17 protein-coding genes are annotated in these 18,848 nt (G+C 70.0%); 16 read left to right on the forward strand and 1 reads right to left on the reverse strand.

What is annotated here, in order from left to right:
* Positions 1-11: 11 nt before the first annotated feature.
* The 12 genes from AB0H21_RS21030 (at position 12) to AB0H21_RS21085 (ending at position 14,309) form a co-directional block, all read left to right on the forward strand.
* Entirely contained in the window at positions 12-5,720 is a 5,709-nt protein-coding gene (locus AB0H21_RS21030) for a hypothetical protein (protein ID WP_358518861.1), read from the forward strand.
* Positions 5,717-6,898, forward strand: coding sequence for a hypothetical protein (locus AB0H21_RS21035; RefSeq protein ID WP_358518864.1), 1,182 nt, complete (start codon positions 5,717-5,719; stop codon positions 6,896-6,898). Before AB0H21_RS21030 ends, AB0H21_RS21035 begins: the two co-directional genes overlap by 4 nt.
* Entirely contained in the window at positions 6,895-9,774 is a 2,880-nt protein-coding gene (locus AB0H21_RS21040; protein ID WP_358518867.1) for a fibronectin type III domain-containing protein, read from the forward strand. The genes AB0H21_RS21035 and AB0H21_RS21040 overlap by 4 nt, the downstream gene beginning before the upstream one ends.
* A complete protein-coding gene (locus tag AB0H21_RS21045; protein WP_358518870.1) occupies positions 9,771-10,346 on the forward strand; it encodes a hypothetical protein in 576 nt (191 codons plus the stop codon). Before AB0H21_RS21040 ends, AB0H21_RS21045 begins: the two co-directional genes overlap by 4 nt.
* Positions 10,346-10,552, forward strand: a complete 207-nt coding sequence (locus AB0H21_RS21050; protein ID WP_358518872.1) for a hypothetical protein — start codon at positions 10,346-10,348, stop codon at positions 10,550-10,552. Before AB0H21_RS21045 ends, AB0H21_RS21050 begins: the two co-directional genes overlap by 1 nt.
* A 374-nt stretch (positions 10,553-10,926) precedes the next feature.
* A complete protein-coding gene (locus tag AB0H21_RS21055) occupies positions 10,927-11,244 on the forward strand; it encodes a hypothetical protein (RefSeq protein ID WP_358518874.1) in 318 nt (105 codons plus the stop codon).
* A gap of 102 nt (positions 11,245-11,346) precedes the next feature.
* Entirely contained in the window at positions 11,347-11,868 is a 522-nt protein-coding gene (locus tag AB0H21_RS21060) for a hypothetical protein (RefSeq protein ID WP_358518876.1), read from the forward strand.
* Between the two features lie 75 nt (positions 11,869-11,943).
* Positions 11,944-12,186: a hypothetical protein gene (locus tag AB0H21_RS21065; protein WP_358518878.1), complete on the forward strand. Its 243-nt coding sequence runs from the start codon at positions 11,944-11,946 to the stop codon at positions 12,184-12,186.
* A gap of 117 nt (positions 12,187-12,303) precedes the next feature.
* Positions 12,304-12,552: a holin gene (locus tag AB0H21_RS21070; protein WP_358518881.1), complete on the forward strand. Its 249-nt coding sequence runs from the start codon at positions 12,304-12,306 to the stop codon at positions 12,550-12,552.
* Positions 12,553-12,610: 58 nt separating this feature from the next.
* The gene (locus tag AB0H21_RS21075) at positions 12,611-12,763 is read left to right on the forward strand and encodes a hypothetical protein (protein ID WP_358518884.1); all 153 of its coding nucleotides are present in this window, start codon (positions 12,611-12,613) and stop codon (positions 12,761-12,763) included.
* A gap of 97 nt (positions 12,764-12,860) precedes the next feature.
* On the forward strand, positions 12,861-14,045 hold the full coding sequence (locus tag AB0H21_RS21080; RefSeq protein WP_358518887.1) for a helix-turn-helix transcriptional regulator: 1,185 nt from the start codon (positions 12,861-12,863) through the stop codon (positions 14,043-14,045).
* 90 nt (positions 14,046-14,135) lie between these two features.
* Entirely contained in the window at positions 14,136-14,309 is a 174-nt protein-coding gene (locus AB0H21_RS21085; protein WP_358518890.1) for a hypothetical protein, read from the forward strand.
* Positions 14,310-14,578: 269 nt separating this feature from the next.
* Here the strand turns inward: AB0H21_RS21085 and AB0H21_RS21090 are convergent, their stop codons facing one another.
* Positions 14,579-15,346 (reverse strand): GntR family transcriptional regulator, encoded by a 768-nt coding sequence (locus AB0H21_RS21090; protein ID WP_358518892.1) that lies wholly within the window; start codon positions 15,344-15,346, stop codon positions 14,579-14,581.
* An 84-nt stretch (positions 15,347-15,430) separates the two neighbouring features.
* Between AB0H21_RS21090 and AB0H21_RS21095 the strand changes: the two genes are divergently transcribed.
* The 4 genes from AB0H21_RS21095 to AB0H21_RS21110 all read left to right on the forward strand — a co-directional run bounded on the left by AB0H21_RS21095 (position 15,431) and on the right by AB0H21_RS21110 (position 18,821).
* Positions 15,431-15,796, forward strand: a complete 366-nt coding sequence (locus tag AB0H21_RS21095; RefSeq protein ID WP_358518894.1) for an ATP-binding protein — start codon at positions 15,431-15,433, stop codon at positions 15,794-15,796.
* Positions 15,793-16,503 carry an ATP-binding protein gene (locus AB0H21_RS21100; protein ID WP_358518897.1) on the forward strand — a complete coding sequence of 237 codons (711 nt, stop codon included), beginning with the start codon at positions 15,793-15,795 and terminating at the stop codon, positions 16,501-16,503. The genes AB0H21_RS21095 and AB0H21_RS21100 overlap by 4 nt, the downstream gene beginning before the upstream one ends.
* 209 nt (positions 16,504-16,712) lie before the next feature.
* Positions 16,713-18,179, forward strand: coding sequence for a hypothetical protein (locus tag AB0H21_RS21105; protein WP_358518898.1), 1,467 nt, complete (start codon positions 16,713-16,715; stop codon positions 18,177-18,179).
* 411 nt (positions 18,180-18,590) lie between these two features.
* Positions 18,591-18,821: a hypothetical protein gene (locus tag AB0H21_RS21110; RefSeq protein WP_358518901.1), complete on the forward strand. Its 231-nt coding sequence runs from the start codon at positions 18,591-18,593 to the stop codon at positions 18,819-18,821.
* The last annotated feature ends 27 nt before the right edge of the window (positions 18,822-18,848 follow it).

Genomic DNA, 18,848 nt, shown 5'->3' on the forward strand with positions numbered 1-18,848 from the left:
GCGGGGGTGTCATGGCACCCCTGGCCGATGCGTTCGTCCGTGTCCGCGCCGACACCTCGCGCGTTCGCGACGACGTGCGCCGCGACTTCACCAGCGCGGGTGGGGCTGCGGGGGACGCCTTCGGCGACCGTTTCACCCGCGACGCGAGCGGCAGGTTACGGGACGGACGTGGCCGGTTCGTCTCCGCGGGCGCGGCAGCGGGGGATGCGTTCGGCTCGGGGTTCAGCCGCAACGCCAACGGCCGGCTACGGGACGTTCGCGGCCGGTTCGTCGCCGAGGGCGCGCGGATCGGAGCAGACGCGGGACGCGCCGCCGGTCGCCAGTTCGGTGAGCGGTTCGCCGGCACCGCCGGGGACGGCAGCATCCTGGGCCGGCTCCGTGCGCTGGGCGCCCGGCTCGGGGCGGCGGTGGCGTCGGCGCTCAGCGAACGGCTGCGCGGCCTGTGGTCGTCGGTCACCACGGGTCTGTTCGCCCGGCTGCGCGGTGCCGGTGGCGCATTGGCCGGCGCGCTGGGCGGCGCCGGGCGTGCGAGTGCCGCGCTGGGCGGGCACCTGGCCCGCGCGGCTGGAGCGGTCCGCCTGCTGGGCGGCGCGGCCCGCCCGGTCGTCGGCGTGCTGACAGCGCTCAGCCAGGTGGCGGTCCGCGCCGCAACCTCGCTCGGCCGCCTGGCCGGCTTGCTCGGCGCTGGGCTGACCCGCGCCGTCGGTGCGCTCGGCCGGGCGGTCCGCGCTCTGGGTGGCTTGCTCGGCGGCCTGACGCGCGGCGTGCTCGGCGCGGCATCCGGGCTGGCCCGCCTGGGAGTCGCGGCGGCTGCCGCCGCCCTGAAGGTCGGGCTGCTCGCTGGGGCGGTCGCCCTGGCCAGCACCCACGTGGCCGGGTTCGTGGTGGCGCTCGCCCCGGCCATCGCCGCCATCGGTGGCGGCGCGCTGGCTGCCCTTCCCGGCGCTCTCATTTTGGGCGCGGCCGCCGCCGGCACGCTGAAGGTCGCCCTGATGGGGGTAGGCGACGCCTTCTCCGCGGCCCTGGGCGACGACCCCCAAGCCTTCGTCGCCGCGCTGGCGAAAGCCGCGCCCGCGGTGCAGGTGCTCGCGCGTGAGCTGCTGGTCCTGAAGCCCGCCCTGCTGGACGTGCGCACGGCGGTGCAGAACGCCTTCTTCGGCCCTCTGGCCGGCACGTTCACCCGCCTGGGCGAGGTCCTGCTACCCGTCGTGCGAGACGGCATGGTCGCCCTGGCCGCCGAGTTCGGGCGGCTGGCCCGGGCCGTCGCCGACTTCGCGACCAGCGCGTCCGCTGTCCGCCTGGTGACCTCGGCGTTCGCCACTATGCGGACGATCGTCGCCGATCTGCAGTCGGACACGCTGCGGCGCCTGCTGACCGCGATCGCCGACTTCACCGCCAGCACGCTGCCCGCTTTCGCCGGGCTCGGCCGGGTCATCAACACCGTCGCGGCCCGGTTCGCCGCCTGGCTGTCGGCGGCCGCGCAGGCTGGCCGTGGGCTGGTCTGGATCCAGAACGCGGTGGACGCGGTCCGCCAGCTGGGTGCGTTCCTCGCCGACGTCGGCGGGATCGCCCGCGCCGTCTTCTCGGCGATGCAGACCGCCGGTGGCGGAGCCCTCGGCATCGTCGGCGGCCTGGCGGACAGGCTGAACACCTTCCTCAACAGCGCCGCAGGCCAGCAGGCGCTGGTCACGTTCTTCCGCGCCCTCAACACCGCCGCCGCGGCGGTCGCCCCGGTCCTGGCGGCCCTGGGGGAGGCCGTCGTCGCGCTGCTGCCGATCGTCGCTGACCTGGCCACCGTCGCTGGGACCGTGCTGGCCGACGCGCTGCGGCTGGTCGTCCCGCTGCTGGCCGCGATCGGGCAGGGCGCGGCCGGGCTGCTGGGCGCGGTCGGCGGCGCGCTGGGCGGGCTGTCGTCCGCGATCGACCCGCTGCGCTCCGCGATCAGCGGGCTGTTCCAGGCCCTGGCCGCGCTGCTGCCCGGCGTGGTCGCCGGTGTCAACGGGCTGGCGGCCGGGTTCGGCGCGTTCGCCCCCGCCCTGGTGCCGCTGGCGTCGGCGCTCAGCGGCGTCCTGTCCGCCGTCTCGCCGCTTTTGCCCGCCGTGGGCCAGCTCGCCGGCGTCCTGGCGGGCGCGCTGGCCTCCGGGATCCAGCAGCTCACTCCGCTGCTGACCCAGCTGGTCGGCGCCGGAGGGCAGGTGCTGGGCTGGCTCGGCCAGGTCATCCCGCAGGTCGTCGCCTTCGCAGCGCAGGTCGCCTCCACGCTGTTGCCCGCCGTGGTGGCGCTGGCGCCCGCCGTGGCGCAGGTGGCCGGGATCCTCGGCGGCGCGCTCGCGGCCGCGTTCCAGGCCGTCATGCAGGCCCTGCTGCCGGTCCTGCCCGTGGTCGCCGACCTCGCCGTCATGCTGGCCACCTCGCTGGCCGGCGCGGTGTCCGGGCTGGCTCCGCTGCTCCCCCCGTTGGTGTCCGCGGTAGCCGGGCTGCTGTCCGGGCTCGCGCCGCTGCTGCCCGTTCTGACGCAGGTCGCGGTCGTGCTCGCGGGTGGGCTGCTGACGGCGATCACGCCGCTGGTCCCAGCCCTCACCCAGCTCGCCGGCGTGCTCGGCTCGGTGCTCGGCCAGGCGGCCGACGTCGCTGGCGGCGCGCTCAGCACGCTCGGCGGGCACCTGTCCGCGGTGCTCGGCGCGATCGGGCCGGCCGTCGCAGGGCTGCCGAGCCTGCTGGGCCCGCTCGTCCAGGCGCTGGGCGGCCTGGCGGGCGCGTTCGCTGGGCTGCTCGCGGCCGCGCTGCCCGCCGTGGTGTCGCTGCTGCCCGTCGTCGTCACGGTTCTGTCCGCCTTCGGGCAGGCGGTCCAGGCCATCACCCCTGCTCTGGGCCCGCTCGCGCAGACCCTCGCCGGGATCGTCACCGCCGCGGCGCCGCTGCTGCCCCTGCTCGGCCAGCTCGCCACCGCGCTGGTCTCGGCGCTCGGCCCGGTCGCGGTCCAGGTGGTCTCCGGTCTGGCCGCCGCCCTGTCGGCGATCGGGCCCGGGATCCTCGCCCTGATCAACGCGGTCGCCGCGGCCGCGCAGGCGCTCGCTCCTGCCCTGGCGCCGCTGGGCGCGACCATCGGCCAGCTGCTCACCACCGTGGCGCCGTTGATCGCCGCGATCGGCCCGGCCATCGCCGCGCTGCTGCCCGGCGTCCAGGCGCTGATCGGCGCGCTCGCCACCGGGCTGGGATCCCTGGCCCCGGCGCTGGCCCCGCTCGGCGCGGCCCTCGGCGGGATCGCGGCGGCTCTGGCCCCGCTGCTGCCGCTGGTCGGTCAGATCGCCGCGCTGATCGCCACGAGCCTGGCCGCCGGCGTGCAGGCCGTGCTGCCCTCGGTGCAGCTGCTGGTGGCCAGCTTCAGCCAGGCGATGCAGGCCCTCGCGCCGGTGGTGCCGCTGGTCGTCGGCCTGGCGGCCACGCTGATCAACTCGCTGGTGCCGGCCTTCGCGCCACTGCTGCCCCAGATCGCCATGCTGATCGCCCAGCTCGTGCAGGGCCTGGTTCCCGCGATCACGCCGCTGATCCCCCTGGTCGCGCAGATCGGCGGGGTGATCGCCCAGAACCTGGTGTCCATGTTCGGTCTGCTCGTGCAGGCCGTCCTGCCGGTGCTGCCTGCGTTGTCGCAGCTCGGTCAGACCATCGGCGCCGCGCTGCTGGCCTACATGCGGCAGATCAGCCCGGTCCTGCTCAGGGTGGTCGAGGCGTTCCTGCAGCTGATCCCTGCGCTCACCCCGATCCTGCCGCTGATTGGGAACCTGGTCACAGCGCTGCTCCCAGTCCTGGCGACGCTGATCAAGACGCTGGCACCGGTGGTCATCCAGCTCGCCGGGGTCCTGGGCGGTGCGCTGGTGTCGGTTCTGAAGTCGCTCGCCGTCGCCTTCATACCGCTGTTGCAGCCCATCGGCCAGCTCGCCCAGGTACTGGGCGGCGTGCTGGCGCAGGCGATCATCGCGGTGACGCCGTTCCTGGTCCAGATCGTGCAGATGTTCGCTGCTCTGCTTCCGGTGTTCGCGCCGTTGATCTCGCTGGTCGCGCAGGTGGCGGGGCAGGTCGGGCAGATTCTGGTGACCGCCCTCAGCACGCTGTTCACCGCGCTCAGCCCGCTGATTCCGATCATCGTGCAAGTGGCCGAGCAGCTGGGCGCCGCGCTGCTGGACGCGCTCACCGCGCTGGCACCGTCGTTGATCACGCTGGTCGAGGCCTTCGTCGGGCTGCTACCCGCGATCACGCCCATCGTCGGGATCGTCGGTGAACTGCTGGCCGCGTTCGGTCCGCTGATCGCCGCCGTGCTGCCGGTGCTGGTCGACATCATCAAGGCGCTGGTGCCGGTCCTGGTGCTGGTGGTCGACGCGCTTGGACAGCTGCTGACCGCCGTCATGCCGATCATCCAGGTGCTGGCCGACCTGATCGTGGCGCTGATGCCGGTCATCACGTGGCTGGTCAAGCTGGTCGCCCAGATCGTGCAGTTCGTCATCCCGATCATCAGCCAGCTCATCACCTGGATCGTCGACCTGGCCAAGATCATCATCGGCTGGATCGGCGATGCCCTGAAGTGGCTGGTCGACAATGTGCCCCGGGTCTGGACCAACGTCAAGGACTGGATCAAGTCGGCCGTCGACAAGATCGGCGACGTCCTGGCGTGGTTCGGCTCCCTTCCCGGCAAGTTCGCCGGGTGGTTCGGCGCCGCCAAGGACTGGGCGATCGCCAAGTTCAACGAGCTGCTCACCTGGGCCAAAGGCATCCCCGGCATGATCCTCGGGGCGATCGGCAGCTTGGCGAATCTGCTGACCACCGCAGGATCCGACCTGATCAGCGGCATGTGGAACGGCATCTCCGGCGCGTTCACCTGGTTCAAGGACAAGATCCACGGGTTCTTCTCCCGGATCATGCCCGACTGGGTGAAAGACGCTTTGGGGATCGCCAGCCCGAGCAAGGTGTTCGCCGACCTCGGCCAGCAAGTCCCCGCCGGTATGGCCCAAGGCATCCAGGCGCAGTCGCAGACCGTGGCCGAGGCCGCCGCTCGAATGGCGGCCGCCGCCATGCAAGGAGCCCAGCAGGCCGGCGCCGGCCTGGTCAAGATCTTGCGGGACCTCGCTGCCTCCCTGCCCGCCATCTCCGCCGGGATCACCGCGACGTTCTCCAACCTGCTGAGCTGGCTGCGCGCCTCGGTGACGGTGGTCGACAGCCTGGCACGGACCATGGGAAACAGCCTGGCCGCAGGGTTCTGGGCAGGCCTTTCGAGCATGTTCGGCCAGCTGCGCGACCAGATCTACAACTTCTTCGCCCGGATCATGCCGGACTGGGTGAAGCAAGCCCTGGGTATCCGCTCGCCAAGCCGCGTGTTCGCCGCCCTGGGCGCCCAGCTTCCCGCGGGCCTTGCGGTGGGCATGGACGAGGCGCAGGGCCTGGTCAAGGCAGCCGTCGGCCGCATGGCTGATACAGCGTCCCGGTTCACGGTGCCAGCCCTACCGGCCCTGCCCCTCCCGACGCCCCTGCCGCTCGGCAGCGGCGGCGGCCGGGCCGGGGACTCTTCGGGCTCCTCCACACCGGGATCGGGTGTCACCATCCAGGGCGACCTGGTGCTCAACCTCAACGGGATCGACCTGGACCTTCGCGACCCAGCCGGTGCCGCCCGTGCGGTGCTGGTCAACATCCGCGAAGGACTGCGACAGTTGGAGGCCGAGTACGAGTGAGCGATCTGATCGTCGGCCGGCTGGTGCTGCGCGAGACCTTCCCGGTGTCGGAGGCCAGCAGCGACTCCCGCACCCTGAGCCTGCAGGGCCGCGAGGTCGCGCCGTTGATCAGCCGCGCGCAGGTCATGGACCGCCACGAGCATGTGCTGGGCCTGCCGGGGTCGCTGGTCCAGGTCGTGTGGACGGAGAAGCCGGAGCGCAACGGCTACTACACGGTGACCTCCGCGAACTCGGATCTGGTCGACCGGCGCGCCGGTATCGCCTGGGCCAACTGGAAGATGGAGCTCGTCAAGCACGGGCCCGACAGCGCCGTCGACCTGGAGTCCCGGCTCATCGGCGCCGTCCGCCAGAACGACTTCTCGTTGACCGGCGAGCGCTGGCATGCGCCGCCGCCCGCGCACTACAGCTACTACACCGGCCCGACCAGCCCCTCGACCATGACCCGGGCGAGCACCGACGGCGCGTTGACGGTGTACCGAGGTGTCCCGGCCGGGGTGTCGCCGCGGTGGGGGTGTGCCGTGGGCGACTACATGCGCGGCCGGGCCCGGGTGCTGTCGGCCGGGGTCGAGCGGGTCGGCACCGGCTACCGGGTTGACCCGCTCGACTGGGAGCTGTCCAACGGCTTGGTCCGTGTCCGACCGCTGCTCGCGGCCGGCACCTTGGAAGTGGCGAGCTTCGCCGCCGGGGCGTGGCAGCCGAAGGCGTGGTGGGTGGACATCGGTGGCGCACAGATCGCGCGAATCGAGGCCGCGACGATCCTGCGCAACGACCCCGAGCAGTGCATCGTGCGGTTGACCGAGAGCCGGTCGCCGGTGGGCCGGGCGGTCGTGGATCTGACGTTGAGGCGCGGCGCACGGTGCGTCGAGGGCTACGTGCAGCGCGGCGACTCCGGGACGATCTCGGTGTACCTGGCCACCGCCGAGACGCTGACCAACAACACCAGCTACCTGGTGAGGTCGACGGACGACTCCGCTAGCAACCGGGTCACCATCGGCTCGGCCCGCTCCTACTCCGCGCACGCGAACGGTGGAGTGACCAAGACGTCGGTGACCGCGCTGGACTTCTATGCCGGTGTCGTCGTGGGCGGTGGCACCGCGGTGTCCGGCGACACCGCGATCGACCTGCGGAACCAGTACATCGGGGCGATGCCAGAGACTACGGGGGCGGTGCGGCGGTGAGCGTCACGGAGATCGTGCAGGCGCTCGGCTCCTGGGGCGTCCAACTCGCCGCCGAGACCCCGCAGCAAGTGCTCGACCAGCTCGACTTCCTCGGCCACGTCGCGATCGTGCCCGGGCGCGTCGTACCAGCCCAGTATGGTGACGCGCTGCTGAAGATGGCCCGGTATGTCGGCGTCCTGACCAGCAGAGAGTTCGACACCGCCAAGAAGGTCGGCGGTCAGGGCATGGCGCTGTGGCTCGGCGACGCCGACCGCAAGGGCGAGGTTCTTGAAACGCCCGTTCAGCCGATCGGCGAGACCTTCGCCAACACCTTCCGCATGTTGCTCGCCGGGTGCACGGCGATCGTCGAGGGCACGCTGTACTCGGTGCCCGGGTCCTATACCGGGTGGCACCAGTGGCAGACCCGGCGCGACGCGATCGACTACGTCTGCTCCACCATGGGCGCCGAGTGGCGCGTCAACGGCGACGCGACCGTCGACGGAGGTCCCGTCGCCAGTCTCTACTCGCCGACCCCGGCGTGCGCGATCGTCCGCAAGGGCGGCGACGGCCGCGACCTCACCCTCACCGCCCTACCCGGCGAGATGTCGCTCCAGCGCGATGTCGCCGACTACAGCACCCGCGTCGTCCTGATCGCCGAGGGCCAGGGCGCGGCCGTCGCGACCGGGAGTGCGACCGCCGGGTCGACGCCCTACCTCGACATCCGAGGCAACCCGGTGCGGCGGACGCGGGTGATCTCGGAGTCGGGCACCTCTGCGGGCAACGCGGACAGCAGGGCTGCGATGCAGCTCGGCCGGTTCACCGGCACTCGCAACGCGCTCCGGTTGTCCTCCCAGGACTACGACATCCGTGGCTCGTTCCGGCCGGGCGAGTACATCTGGGTCCACGACCCCGACAGCGGCCTGGTCGACGAGGACAACGAGGTCATCTTCCTCGGGGAGCGGCTCAACCCGGTCAAGCTGCGTGCGATGGAGTGCAGCTGGCCCATCGTGGCCGGCATGACGGTCGCCTACCGCACGCAGGCCGGGACGTGGATCGACCTGTCCGACTATGTGGCCTACGAGACCGGCCAGACCTCCATCACGGTCGGCGACCTGAACCGCTCGCTGACCAACAGCGGCAGCGAGCCGGTCGGCTCTCGTCCGCGCCCGGACATCACGGTCCCTGGGGTGGTGTCCTGGGATCCGCCCTTCGGTACGTCGGTGTTCCTCGACGGCCTCGGCTTCACCCACGCACGCATCCAGGTCGCCTGGGATCTTCCGCTCAACACCGATGGTTCAACGATTTTGGATGGCCGCCACTTCGAGATCGCCTACGGGGTGTCCCCGGCCTCCAGCTGGGAGAAGGCATACGCAGCGTGGGGAGATCTGCAGGCGGTCATCGGCGACCTCAGCCCGGGGGTCACCTACGACTTCCGGATCCGCGCGGTCGACCAGGCCGACAACGCGGGCGCCTGGTCGGCGACGGTCTCGGCCATGGCGAACCCCGACACCATCCCGCCGTCGACCCCGGCCGCGCCGACCGTGGCCGCGTCGCTCATCGCCCTCCAGGTCACACACACGCTCGGCAAGGCATCGGGCGGGACATGGAACCTTGAGCTCGACCTGGACCACCTGGAGGTCCACGTCGGCGCCACCGCCGGATTCACCCCGGACGCGACCACGCTCCGCGGGAAGGCGGCGGCCACCGCCGGGATGATGCAAGCCGAGATCGCGGCGGTCGCCACGGTACCCGCCACCGAGACCACCGTGCGCTACGTCCGCGTCATCGCCGTCGACCAATCCGGCAACCGGTCCGCGCCCTCCGCTGCCGTGACCGCGACAGCGCTGCTCATCGACGACGCACACATCTCCGACCTCACCGTGAGCAAGGTCACGGCAGGCACGATCAGCGCGAATTGGTTGCTCGGCGCCAGCATCCGTACCGCCTCCAGCGGGGCGAGGGTCGAGCTCAACAGCACCGGGCTCCACGGCTTCAACGCCGGAGGCATCGAGACGGTCAGCCTGCTCAACACGGGCAGCTTCACGCTGAGGACCGGGACTAGCGGGGCCCGGGTGGTCATCGACGCCAGCGGAGTCGAGACCTTCGACTCCGCTGGCAACAAGACCGTGGACATCAACGCTGGCGACGGCAGCGTCCTGATCGTCGGCCAGGTGACCAGCTCGCAGACCGCCTCGAAACGGCTCGTCATCAATCCCGGCCCCACTGCTGGGTCGTACGAGCCGGAGATCCGGCTGTACGAGGAGTACCCGACGGATTTCCACTACTGGACGCAGGACACCCCGGGCGCGCATGAAATGGAGCTGGGCTCCGCCGTCCTGTCCAGCCGCAAGTCCCGGATCAAGATGTCACCCGGAGGGTTCGAGCTCGGCTACACCGATAGCGGGGGCAACCGGTTCGGTGGATACGTTCAGGGAGACTCGGGCGGGGCCGAACTGGGAATGGCCTCGGGAGGCCGGTTCAGGGCAACGCCTGGTAGTACGACCGTTGAGGCCGGGTCCGACTTTCGCGCGACCGCTCAGGGCGCCAATTACATCATCTCGCAAAACGGTGGGGTTATCCTTCAGGGCAACAACGGCGATATTCAGATCATCTTGCAGAACGCCGGGAGTTTCCGCGTTAAGGGCCGGGTGAATACCACAGAGAGCGACTCGGCGTTTGCGGGAGGAAAAGTCGCCGCGTCCGGAACGGCCGGGGCCATCGGATATGGCGTGACGTACGTCACCACGCCGTACCCGCCGGCCATGGTACGAGCTGGTAACACGGCTGCTTTTGTCGTGACCAGCAATTCCCCCTCGGGGTTCAATTTCTCCTGGGCGGGGCCGGCGCTGTCTTCTAGCACTGACACGATCGGCTGGTTTGGAAGGAGAGAGCCGTGACCTGGACGCTGATCGATCTGTATGACGATGTGCATGAGGCCGAGGAGGATGACCGCTGGCTGCTGACTTACCAGGTGCCGGTTGAGGTCACACATTCGGGGATATTCTCGTACTCGTATCCGAAGAACATGGCCATCAACTATGCGGCCGTGTACGGCTACGACATCAGCGATCCTGCCGACGTGGATGAATTATTCGATCACGTCAGCTATCAGGGGTACATGTGGGAGACGCTCCGCCAGGACGGACGACTCCTGGAATTGCAGCACAACCCGTTCGAGATGGAGACTTCGGTTGCGAGGTCGCTCGTGAGGGGAGTCGTGTCCGAGCTCAAGGCGTCCCGGCCGATCAGGCATGCGGCCCGGCCGCAGCTGAAGTCCCTGAAAGGGACGTCGGCGCTGCTGCGGTCCGGCGATCAGACCTTGCACGACGTACTGAAGCGGGACCTTGTCGCCCGTCTCGATCCAGAGGCCGTGGCGACGCACCGCGAGCTGGCGGCGCAATCTCGCGTTGTCGTTCAGGACCGGATGTGGTCCATGGCGCTGCGCATCCATCGGACCAGGGAGGGCTGATGCCGATCAGAGTCGACATGGCGCGCTACGCCGGGCAGCTGGAGCAGCAGCGTAATGCCGCGCTCACCGAGCTGGCGCAGTGGCGCGCCGCCGCCGAGCAGGCATTTGAGGAGCGTGACCAGCTGCAGGCGGAGGTCGCGGCGCTCAAGGCGCGTCTCTCCGGGGCAAGCGGACCCGAGGGAGCCCCTGTCAGCGGTGCCGCGTGATAGTCGTCCGCTTCCGGCGCCGAGCCCAGATCCACGGGTAGGCCATACCGAGCGAGCAGACCATGAGCATCATCTCACCGCAGGTCCACGCTGGTTTTGTCACTGACTGACCGACCTGCTGCATCTGCAGCGGTTGCTGCGGTATCGGCTGGTGTCCGTACCCCGAGGGCGGCCCGTACTGCGGCGGGTGGCCATACGGCGGCCGGCTCGGGTCATGCGGCGGGTGGGACATACCAGCTCCACTGAAGATCGGGGATGCCATTGGGACGCCCGTCTGTGCCATCAGGTTGACCTGTGTCCGCATCCGGACACCCGATCGGGCGTCCGTCCCATCACCCCGCGCGGGCGGCACCCACACCTCTCGAGGAGCATGTGTGACCGATTCCGTGGTGATCAACGTCTTCGTCGTGATCGGGATCGTCGGTGGGGCAGTGGCATTGGTCTATAAGGGAGGACGGTTTGCGATGGGTATCTACCGGCGGATATCGAATTTCCTCGACGACTGGAACGGGGAACCCGCCCGGCCCGGCGTCGAGGAGCGGCCCGGTTTCCCGGCGCGGATCGCGGCCGTCGAGAAGGAGATGGCCGGCGTCAAGGCGATCGTCTCCAACGGCTTGTCCCACAACGTGAAGGACATCCAGGAGCGGGTGAAGGGCCTTGAGGAGTCCCTGAACCGGGGGGAGGGGTCGTGAAGACCATCCAGGCCAAGCATTACCACAAGGGCCGGATTAGCCCGATCCGCTTGGTCGTGGCCCACACCATGGAGTGGCCAGAGAAGCCCACCGCGGCTGGAGATGGCCGGCTTCGCGCGGCAGACCCGCAAGGACTGGGCGGACGCCTACTCCAAGGGCGTGCTGGCCAACGCGGCGGACGTCGCCGCGGCGTGGGCCCGGCGGTACAAGCTGCCCGTGCGGATGCTGACCCGCGCCGAGTTGAAGGCCGGGAAGAAGGGCTTCACCAGCCACGCCGACGTCAGTGTCGTCTACCGGCGGTCCGACCACAGCGACCCGGGCACCGGGTTCCCGTGGGACCTGTGGCTCGGCCTCATCAAGGACCGCCTGGACGGTGACGACGGTGAGGACGAGCCCGTCGTGCCGGTCTTCACCGTGACCTTGAAGGTCGGGGCGAAGGGTGAGCCGGTGCTGATCTGGCAGCGGCGCATGCGGGCCCGCGGCTGGAACGTCAAGGTCGACGGCGTCTACAGCGACGCCGACGCCAAGATCGCGAGGCAGTTCCAGCTGGAGAAGGGGCTGACGTCGACGGGCGTCGTCGACGAGGTGTCCTGGCGCAAGACCTGGACCGCGCCCATCACCTGACCAGACCCTGCATCCCCCCGGACCTGCGGTGTCGCCGTGGGTCTTCTTGTTTTCCACCCCAATTTGAGGAGAACCATGTCCCAGATCACCCGTGCGAAGTTCCGCTGCACCAGCGTCGAGCGGTTCACCCCCGCGGACACCCAGGGGCCGATTACGTACCGGTTCGCCCCCCAGTACGACGCGACCATCCCGGAGGACCTGCGGTTCGCCCGGTACACGCCGTCGGGTGAGGTGCGGATCGTGGTCGACAACCCGGACGTCGCCTTCGAGCCCGGCCGCGAGTACTACGTGGACTTCACCGAGGTGCCCAAGAGCTGAGTGGATCCGCTCATCTCCGGCGCCCAGCTGCCGCAGCTGCGTCGGCATCTCCTGGCACCGGTCCGAAGTCACCGAGATCGTCCCGCCATCGGCGGGCTTGTCCCTGAGGAGGGGCACATGCAGAAATGGATCACAGGCGCGTTCTGGAGCGACGCCGTTGAGCGGGCCGTGCGCACTGCGGCGCAGACCGCGGTCGGCCTGATCGGCGTCGACGCGATTGGACTGGCCGATGTCGCGTGGCCGCTGGTCGGGTCGGCGGCCGGTCTGGCGTCTCTGCTGTCGCTGCTGAACTGCATCGCGGCCGGCGGCATCGGCGACCCGGGCACGGCCGGGTTCTTCACGAAGCGCCTTCTGGTGCGCCGGTAGCCCGATCCGACGGCGCCCCCGTTCCTTCCCGTTCGGGAGGGGACGGGGGCGTTTTGTCGTGTTCGGAGGGCATCTGCCGGTCGAGCCAGCCCGCCCGGATGGTCAGCATCCCGCCGGGGAGTCGTACGACGTCGTGGTCCAGGTCAAGGTCTCGCATGATGCCATCGTCGCCCTCGTGAGCGGTGCGAGGCTGCGCGTCGCGACGCTGTGACTCCAGGCCTGATGACGGAGGGTGGCCCGGTCGTGGAAAGAAAGAAGCCCCGCGCCGTAGCCTGAAGTTGTCGAGGCTTCAGGAAAGGTCAGGGCTCATGAACGACGGTAGCACCATCGGCCGACAGCTCAAGAAGATCCGCGGGGACCGTGATCTCACACAAGAGGAGCTCGCCCAGCACTCCGGGTTGTCGCGGGACATCATTGCCAAGCTGGAACAGGGCCGCCGTCAGTCCGCCCGGCTCACCACCCTGATCGCGTTAGCCAACGCGCTGGATGTCGAACTCAGCGAACTCACCGGGAAACGCGACCGCATGGGGGCCGACCGCGACGGCGCGAGCGTCCTGGCCCTGCGGGACGCGCTGCTGTCCCCGGCGTACCTCCCGGACATCGACGACGGCCACGACGGCGAACCGACGCCTCTGCCCGCCCTGAGCGAAACCGTCGAGGACGCCTGCCGTCGATATTGGCGCGGTGACTTCCCGGCGCTCATCGCGCGGCTCCCCGGCCTGCTCGCCGAAGCGCGCCTCACCCACACCGCCGTTGGCGAGGCCGCCGTGTACCCGCTGGCGATGGCCTACGACCTGGCCGCCAGCGTCATGGTCCACCTCGGCCGCGACGACCTGGCCGCCATAGCCGCCGAGCGCGCCATCACCACCGCGCACGGCGGGTCCGACGAGCTGCTGTGGGCGACTCTGCATGGGACGTACGCGTGGATACTGCTGCACCAGGCCCGCCCCCGGGACGCTGAGACCCTCGCGGTCAGCGTAGCCGGACGGATCGAACCGTCGTTCTCAGCACCGGCCGAGCACGTGGCCGCGTGGGGCAACCTGCTTATGTGGGCGCTCGCGCCCGCTGCCGCTGCCGGGCGGGACGTGGCCGACTACATTGGGATGGCGTCCGCAGCTGCCGAGCGGCTTGCCAGCCGGACGCCTATCTATAACTCGTTCTTCGGGCCGGCCGAGGTAGCGGTCCAGGCGACCCATGCTTACGCGGTTCGGCGTGAGCCGGACATGGCGCTGCGTTCGGCCGGGCGCGTTCGGCCGGGCGCGGTTACCGGCATCGCCTATGGTCGGCACCTGCTCGACGTCGCTCAGGCGCATGTGGACGCCCGGCGATATCAGGTGGCCATCGAGCGGTTGGAGGAGGCTCGGGCGCAGTCCTTGATGTGGTTCCGCCATCAGGGGGTTGCGCAGGCTTTGGCGTCGGAAATTCGTGAGGCGGAGACCCGGCCGTCGCCTCGGGTGCGATCGCTGATGAAGTCGTTGTCTCTCGACGGGTAGGACACTGCGTCCTCATCGGCCCGGAAAACTCTTGGCTGATGGGACGCCCTGTCCCTGGTGCATGAGATCGCATGATCTGACTATGAGTACATGGCACGTTACCGAGCAGCCGAGGCCGCCGGGCTCCACGGATTCCCCGAGGAGGACGAGCCCCTCACCACACCCGAGGACGTGGCGGGCTCGCATTGCGCACCTGCCGGGGGACTCGACCCGGCGCGAGCGGCCGAGCAGGAGTCCCGTGCGGCCCTGGCCGGCGAGCAGTGAGCAGTGAGCCTACTCGTCCGGGTCCGATAGAGCCCCCGCTGGCGGCGCTGACCTCGCAAGGTGCCGTGCGGCGGGTTCGGCGCGGCGGCGCGCACTTCTCCCTCGCCGGGTGTCGGGGCGCGCCGCCGCGCTGCCATAGAGCTGCCCCGGCCAGGCACATTTCCCCTATTGCGCCTGGGCCGGGGCTCTGTCATGTCCGCCTTGCGCTGCCCCGTTTCTCTCCCGTCATGCCGGGGAGGAGCGGGGCGTTTCGTCATGCCCGGGGCCGGCTACTCCTCCCGCACGGGAAGCGCGTACACGACCTGGTACAGCTCGCCGGGGATCACGATGTCCGCCGTTTCGACCGGTCGGTCATCCGCCCAGTAGGTGCGCTCGATCGCCTGCACGATGTCGCCCGCCTGGATGCCCAGCCTCTCCGCTTCTTTGTTCTCCGCAGGTCGTGGGCGCAGCACCTCGACTGCGTGAGTGATCAGCACGTCGATCAATCTCATGCGCTCCACGACACCGGCGCCTTCGTGTGGGCCGTCTTCGGGGAAGACCACGGGCGTGCCGCGAGTAAGGATGTACGGCTCCCACGACGTCGACAGCATCACCGGTTCGCCGTCCGCTCGGAATACGTACTCGGTGCGCACGGCGTCCGGCTCGTCACGCTGCGGGGCGTCGAGCGACAGACGTTCGCGGATCTCGGCCGGGGCCTGGACCGTGGACGTCACGTAGTCCCACGTTCCGGTCTTCCCCTGCGAGGCCAGGTCGGCGGCGAATGGGGAACCTCCGCGCATCTCTCTGTACCAGGACCGGACCAGGCGCCGGATGGGCGGCCGTTCGCGGACGAAGGTGCCCCGACCCGGCTGCGCCGTGACGAGGCCCTCCGAGACCAAGACCCGCATCGCTCGGCGAGCGGTTACATCGGAGACGCCCTCGGCCTTGATGAGTTCCGGGATGGATGGCAGCCGGGCGCCCGGCGCAAAGACACCGGAGACGATCTCCGCGCGCAGCCGATCGGCGATACGCAAATAGGTCGGCCTGTCGTGATCCACGGCAACTAGCTTGACGGATTAGGTACCGGACTGCAAGCTAGGTATCACAAGTGCGAAACCGGTACCTAGCTTTCGGGCGGTGCGATGTACGTGCTCAAAATCCCTGGCCTGCCCTCCACGACTGCCTTACGGGCACGTCAGAATGTCCGCGACATTGCCGAAGACCGATTCCCGGGCCTCGGCGACACGGCCGCCCGGGTCACGGCCGAACTCGTCTCCCACGCGCTGCACTACACGCCGCGGGCCGGCGAGATCTCGGTGTCCGTCGACGTCTCCGACTGCGGTGTCCGCATAGAGGTTCACGACCCCGGCGTACCGCAGAGCACGTGCGCGGCCCGAGATTTCGCCCTCGTCAGCCAGCTCGCCGCAACCGCCGGCGCTCAGCGGCTCGCGGAGGGCGGGCACATGTCCTGGGCCGAGATACGCCCCGCCCCTTTGGAGGGCGCATGAAGACGCTCACCGTCGAGTGGGAGCGCACCGTCCACTGGGAGCTGCCGTGCCATCCCGTGTCCATAGGCAAGGCCCGCGCCCTGGCCCGCGACACGCTGACCGAGTCGGGGCTGGAGAGCCTAGTCGAGCAGGTGGAGCTCATCGTCAGTGAGCTGGCCACCAACGCCATCCGGTACGACCTGTCGATCACTCTGACGCTTCGCGTCGCCGGGCGGCGGATCCGAGGCGAGGTCCTGGACCAGGGTCCCGCCTTCGTGCCCCCGCAGAGAAAGCCGGTCGACGACGACGAGCACGGCCGCGGGCTGCTGCTCGTCAAGGCGATGGCCGACGACTGGGGTGTGGAGGCTGCGGAGGACAGCGCAGGGAAGATCGTCTGGTTCACCTGCACGGCTGCTGAGGACCCCGTGGCCACGGCTCAGCAGGGCGGGAGCTGCCGCTGCGGCATGCTCGACGCCCCGAAAGTCGACTGGCGACCGTCCACGAAGATCAGGGGCGCCTTCGCCGGCTACGTCCAGCGTGCGAAGGTCGCGGGCTTGATCCCCCGTCGCCGGGACGTACACGGTGCGGTGCTCCACTACTGGGAGGGCCAGATTTTCCTGGCGTTCGAGGACGGCTACCGCACGACGACGGGCGTGCACCGAGACAAGGTCGAGCGCTGGTGCGTCGAGCAGGTGCGGCAATGGTTCGCTCTGCTGGAGCAGGACTGATCCACAGGCTGGCGGGCGATCCCCGCCGACCGGCCTGGTTTCATCCCCCGGGCCGGTCATCAGATGTCCGGCCGGGCGTGGCTCGCTCTGCGGTGAGGGCTGGAGCCCCCGGCCGGACCCCGATTCCGCTAATGCAAAGAACCCCCGCCGGCGAGCCAACGGCGGCGGGGGTCCTCCTACAACCGGACCTGTGTGAGAGGCCCGATCAGATGCAAACCGTAATAGATAAGTTCACCAGCGTCACCACGTGGCAGAGCACGTTCGTCGCTGTCGCCCTCGTGCTCGCGTACTTCGCCCTTCGCACCGCCTACCGCGCGGTGTCCCGCGCATACCGCAAGTTCGCCGAGAACCGCCCGGCTGAGGACACCCTGACCATCGTCGCGGCCAGCATCGCGACCGGGGTGTCCGCGCAGGGCATGTGGCGCTTCTCCGGTGACGTGCTCGGCTTCGACGGGCCGCTGCGCCTGCTTCTCTTCGCGTTCATCGAGGTCGCGGTGATCACCAGCGCGGTGCGCGCGCGCCGCAACATGCGCGAGAACTACTCGGCCGGCATCGACGGCATGGCGGTGTGGGTGCTCACCGGCCTGTCGGCGGTGCTGTCCGGCCTGGACGCCCGTAGCCTCGCCGAGGCCATCTTCCGGCTCGCCGCCCCGGTGGTCGCCGCGTGGCTGTGGGAGCGTGGCATGGCCATCGAGCGGCAGCGCCTCGCTGGCCGTTCCCGCGTCAAGTGGCGGTTCACCCTAGACCGGGCGATGGTCCGTCTCGGCCTGGCCGAGGTCGCCGACCGCACCGTCAGCGAGGTCGACGCCTACCGCCGCCTGACTCGCGTGGCACTGGCCGCCAAGCGCGTGCTCCAGCTGCGCCAGGCCAGCGCCTCCGATCGCAAGGTGCGCGCTGCGGTCGCCGCGCGGGACCGTCGCCTGGACCAGGCGGTGGAGCACACCGACCTGGCAACCAACCCCGCCACCCGTGCCCGGCTGCTGGACATCACCAGCGCCATGGGCAGCGCCGAGGACCTCACCCAGGTCTTGGCGAACGCGCCCGCGCCCTGGGCCGACGACGACCACCCCGCCCTCCTACGACAGCCCCGCGCCAGCGAGGCCGTCATGCTCGCCGCCGCGCTGGACCGCAACACCGCCGCCCGGCTCGGCGGCTTGCCCGAGGCGGGGGTGACCGGCGACCGGTCGGCGACCACGTTGGCGTCCGGTCGCCCCACAGACGGCGAGCAGCCGAGCGCCGGTGCCGAGTTGCCGCCGCCGGCGCGGGAGGTGCGTTCGTGGCGGGCTCGGCTGGCAGGGCGGACGCGTCCGGACGTCGTTGTCGCGGCTGCGCACCGCTCCGCGGGTGCCGGCACACGCGCTGGCGCGGAGGCGGACGCGTCCGTTAAGCGTCCCGCCCCTACCCCGGACAGGCCCACTGAGCAGGACAGACTTCGAGTCGCCGGATGGTGGGCCAAACGGGTTAGGGCGGGAGAGGTACTCGGAAAGTATCAGCTGGCCGAGCGCACGGGCTTCAAGTCCACGTGGTGCAGTCACCGCATCGCCGAGGGCCGGCGCCTGCTGACCGCCGAAGGGTGGACCTTCGGCGACGACGGCGTCCCCATCCCGCCCTCACGTCCGGACGCCGGACTGGACGCGTCCGCGACTCATCTGGCGGCGACCGGCGGTGGTGCATGATGCACCGCCTTCCCGATGGCCCGTCCCTTGGGTGCCACATCAGCGTGGGGTCCCTCCTTGGTGCACTGGCTGGCTGTGTCGTGGCCGTGGTACTCGCCGTGTCGGATGCGACTCCCTGGCTGATTGTCGGGGCCTGGGCTGTTGCCACGGTGCTCGGCTCCGTCATCGGCGTCGGCATCTGGGCCGGCGTCCGTACTCGCGGGACCGGCCGATGAGTCCCTGGCAGTACGCGCGGGAGCTGAGGGCGCGAGGCTCCCCAGAGCGGTCCCAGCGCTGCTTGCCTCGCCCCGCTTACCACTAGATCCTCGGGCCCCCAGTCGTCGGCCCCAGCGACAGCTCCAGGGCCCGCGAGATGCGGACAAAACCAGACCAACTGCCCAAATTACTCACCCGTCTCAAAGGAGAGAAGTAATGGCAGAAAACAAGGATCCGTTCAGCGATGAAGCCCAGAAGCACGTCGACAAGGTGGGCAAGGCCCTGAAAAAGGGAGACCACAGAACGGCCCTCGACGAGGCGCTGGCCGCCTACGACGCAGGTAGCCCAGAGGACAAGGCGCGCATCACGGACAACATGCGCGAAGCGGCCAAAAGGCTGAACCGCATAACGAACAAGGAACAAACCCCGAAGCCGGAGAAGAAGTAGATGGCCGCCATTTCGACCGTCGGCCAC

It is taken from the genome of Sphaerisporangium sp. NPDC051011, from assembly GCF_040653595.1.
Taxonomy (GTDB): Bacteria; Actinomycetota; Actinomycetes; order Streptosporangiales; family Streptosporangiaceae; genus Sphaerisporangium.